This is a genomic window from Paenibacillus sp. JT31N11 (assembly GCF_056269285.1).
Genome location: NZ_JBWDNQ010000056.1, coordinates 1 through 2922, shown reverse-complemented (window position 1 = coordinate 2922; position 2922 = coordinate 1). Strand labels below are relative to the sequence as shown.

Annotated in this window: 2 protein-coding genes and 2 pseudogenes; 2 read left to right on the top strand and 2 right to left on the bottom strand. The window is 43.9% G+C overall.

All coding sequences use genetic code 11. The features are described from left to right. Positions 1-110: 110 nt before the first annotated feature. Positions 111-203, bottom strand: a pseudogene (locus AC0YNV_RS40580) (MerR family DNA-binding transcriptional regulator); the annotation flags it as partial. Between the two features lie 37 nt (positions 204-240). Then, positions 241-725: pseudogene (locus AC0YNV_RS40575) on the bottom strand (SDR family oxidoreductase). Positions 726-948: 223 nt separating this feature from the next. On the opposite strand from AC0YNV_RS40575, the gene AC0YNV_RS40570 reads away from it, so the two are divergent. Continuing rightward, on the top strand, positions 949-1344 hold the full coding sequence (locus tag AC0YNV_RS40570) for a MerR family transcriptional regulator (RefSeq protein ID WP_475773116.1): 396 nt from the start codon (positions 949-951) through the stop codon (positions 1342-1344). Continuing rightward, a complete protein-coding gene (locus AC0YNV_RS40565) occupies positions 1341-2111 on the top strand; it encodes a carboxymuconolactone decarboxylase family protein (RefSeq protein ID WP_475773115.1) in 771 nt (256 codons plus the stop codon). Before AC0YNV_RS40570 ends, AC0YNV_RS40565 begins: the two co-directional genes overlap by 4 nt. The last annotated feature ends 811 nt before the right edge of the window (positions 2112-2922 follow it).

The following is a 2922-nucleotide window of genomic DNA, read 5'->3' as shown; positions in this document are numbered from 1 at the left end:
GTTTCTAGCTGCAGGCAAGCAAGATCGTACTCATCGAGAAGCTGCTTCAAGTGAAGCTTGTAGGCATGCAAGGCCTGCTTAGAACCCACAGAACGGCTAGCAAGAGCGATATAGGAAGGCTTCAGCAGCTCGATCTGATCGTAATAGCGCAGCGCCTTGACCGATACCTGGCTAATCTTCGAGAACTCGGTAATTTTAAACATGCTCCGCCTCCTCTTGGCCGACATTTATGCTTCCGTTTTAAAGATGAGCCCCGCCCGTTGCGTCAAGCAGCTGGCCGGTTACCCAGCCGCTGTCCGGCGAAGCGACGAAGGCGACGACGTCGGCGATATCAGAGATCTCTCCAACGCGGCCGAGAGCCGACATGTCCTCCGCATGCTTGCGCCCTTCTGGCTTGTGCAGCCACGGCGCGTTCACATCGGTATCGACGATGCCCGCACCACCGCATTCACCGTGATACCCCGTGGGCCAAGCAGCTGTGCCAAATGCAGCGTGAACGTATTGAGCGCGACCTTGGTCAGGTTATAAGCCATAATGTGAGGGTAAGCGATCCTCATCACGCCGGAGGAGATGTTGATGATGCGGCCGCCCTCAGCCAAGCGGGGCAAAGTTTGCTGAACGAGAAAATAGGGCACCTTCACATTGACGCTGAACAATCGATCGAATTCCTCCTCGCTCGTCTCCTCGAATGTGCCCGAGGTGCCGATGCCGGCGTTGAGGGGCACTGTACATAATGAAATCCATCTTAGACAAAAATAAGTAGTAAAAAACTAAAAGGGATACATGCTAAAAAAGGTTGCATCGACGTTTTTTTATTTCCTCAGTTACCGGGCAATTATATGCAGTTAAATATTACAAAATTTATTAAAGGAGGTGAAAAAGTGACTTTGCATCGTTTTATCGTGCCTCTATTGACTTAGAGCACGCTCTAAGATGTAAACTTACTCTATGGAAAAATATTTAAGCATTCAAGCCATTTCTAACCTTACTGACATCACCGTACACACCTTGCGTTACTATGAGAAAAATGGTCTGATTCATGCGATAGCTAGGGGTTCGAACGGTCGCCGCCAATATTCTGCAAACGATCTAGCATGGATTCGTTTTTTGGTAAAGCTTCGAATGACAGGAATGACCATTCGGCAAATGCAACAGATCGCTGACTTGAGAAGACAAGGTTCCGCTACAACCAAAGAAAGGAGAATTCTGCTGGAAGCCCACAAGAAAAAGTTAGCGGAACAGATCGATAGACTTCAAGAACATTATGAAGTCATCAACGAAAAAATAGAGATTTACCGTCAATGGGAATTAGAAAACCAACAACTGGAGGTAGCTGAGCAATGAACTCATCATATGAAAACGGAAAAAAACTGTTTCAAGAAACTGATGAAGCAAGTATTCAAGGAGTCATTAATGGTTTAAGTGACGTATCCCCACACATCAGTAGATACATTATTGAATTTTTCGGGCAACTTTTCAGTAATCCCGTACTAAACTATCAACAAAGAGAAATGATCGTGATCACTGCGTTAATTTCATTAGGCGATACTCCAAATCAACTCAAATGGCACATGAACTTCGGCTTAAAAGTTGGGATCACGCCGAACGAAATTATAGAAATTGCTACCCATTGCATTCCGTTTTGCGGCTTTCCTCGTGCTTTAAATGCCGTTGGCGTTGCAAAACAACTTTTTGCTGAACAAAATATCGAAGTAAACATCGAGGACGAGCTTCTACAAAATATAGGAGAACGGCGAGAACGAGGCTTGGCAAAACTTCAGGAAATCGATGGCAAACATGGCGAAGAGGTTGTAGATTCACTTGCGGCTATTGCTCCTCTGTTAGCTGAACAAATCATCGAATTTTCGTTTGGTGAAATCTACAGTCGCCCAGGATTGAATCCTAGACAACGTCAACTCGTCACGTTAGGAGCCTTAACTGCTCAAGGTGGGTGCGAGCCGCAGTTGCATGTTCATCTCAATGCCGCAATTCGTGTAGGTCTAACGAGACAAGAAGCGATTGAGGCACTACTACAATGCTCCCCTTACACGGGATTCCCTAAAGTGTTGAACGCTATTAAAGTTGCGAAAGAGATCTTCTTACCGCATTAATAGTTGAATTTGATTGGACTGCCACGTGGCGGCCCTTTTCACAACTAACGTACCCGTTAACGTCTAGAGATACAGAAGCCTGAGATTCTCTGACCATCCAATGCTCGCGTTAGTTGAACCTATCTCGCTCCGTTAACATTTCTGAGGTTCCTCTCTTACTTTAAGCTATAACGTTTTTTGATCAACTCTAGAATACCAACCGCTATTGATGATAATATGCATGACAGAAAGATGAATAATGTAACTATATTACATTGATAAGATGTTAATTTAAGAGTATTGATAAAGTAATATTGCAGGTAAACACGAACAAATAAAATTAATATTAAAATTTCCACTAAAGCAACAATATTATAAATAACCTTTCCTTTTGACATCATCCACACCTCCAAAAAATAATGTGTAGCATCTATAGCGTGTATCTACCGATTAGTTAAACGAAATTTTTTCATATCGATTAAGATTCATTATTAGCACCCCCTTCTTAAATATAATGTACCATTAATTCCACTTTCGCGTTCTTAAGTAACCTGCCAGTTAGCGTAGCGGCATTTTCAGCACATAACCTATCTTATGTATTGAAAAAACCAGCCCCTCAAAGGACTGGTTCGCCGCGGCCATCATTGAACTCCCTCGGTACGATTAAGTTTTCTCACGTATTCGCAGGATTTCACCCTTGATAGACATGTATGAAGGACGCTCGGGTGACCAATTCATAGACCTGGACAACATGAAGGCGTGAGGAAATAGAGGGGGAGATTGAAACCCCATATTCTTCCATATCCTGCACGTATTCTCCACGCCGCCCCTG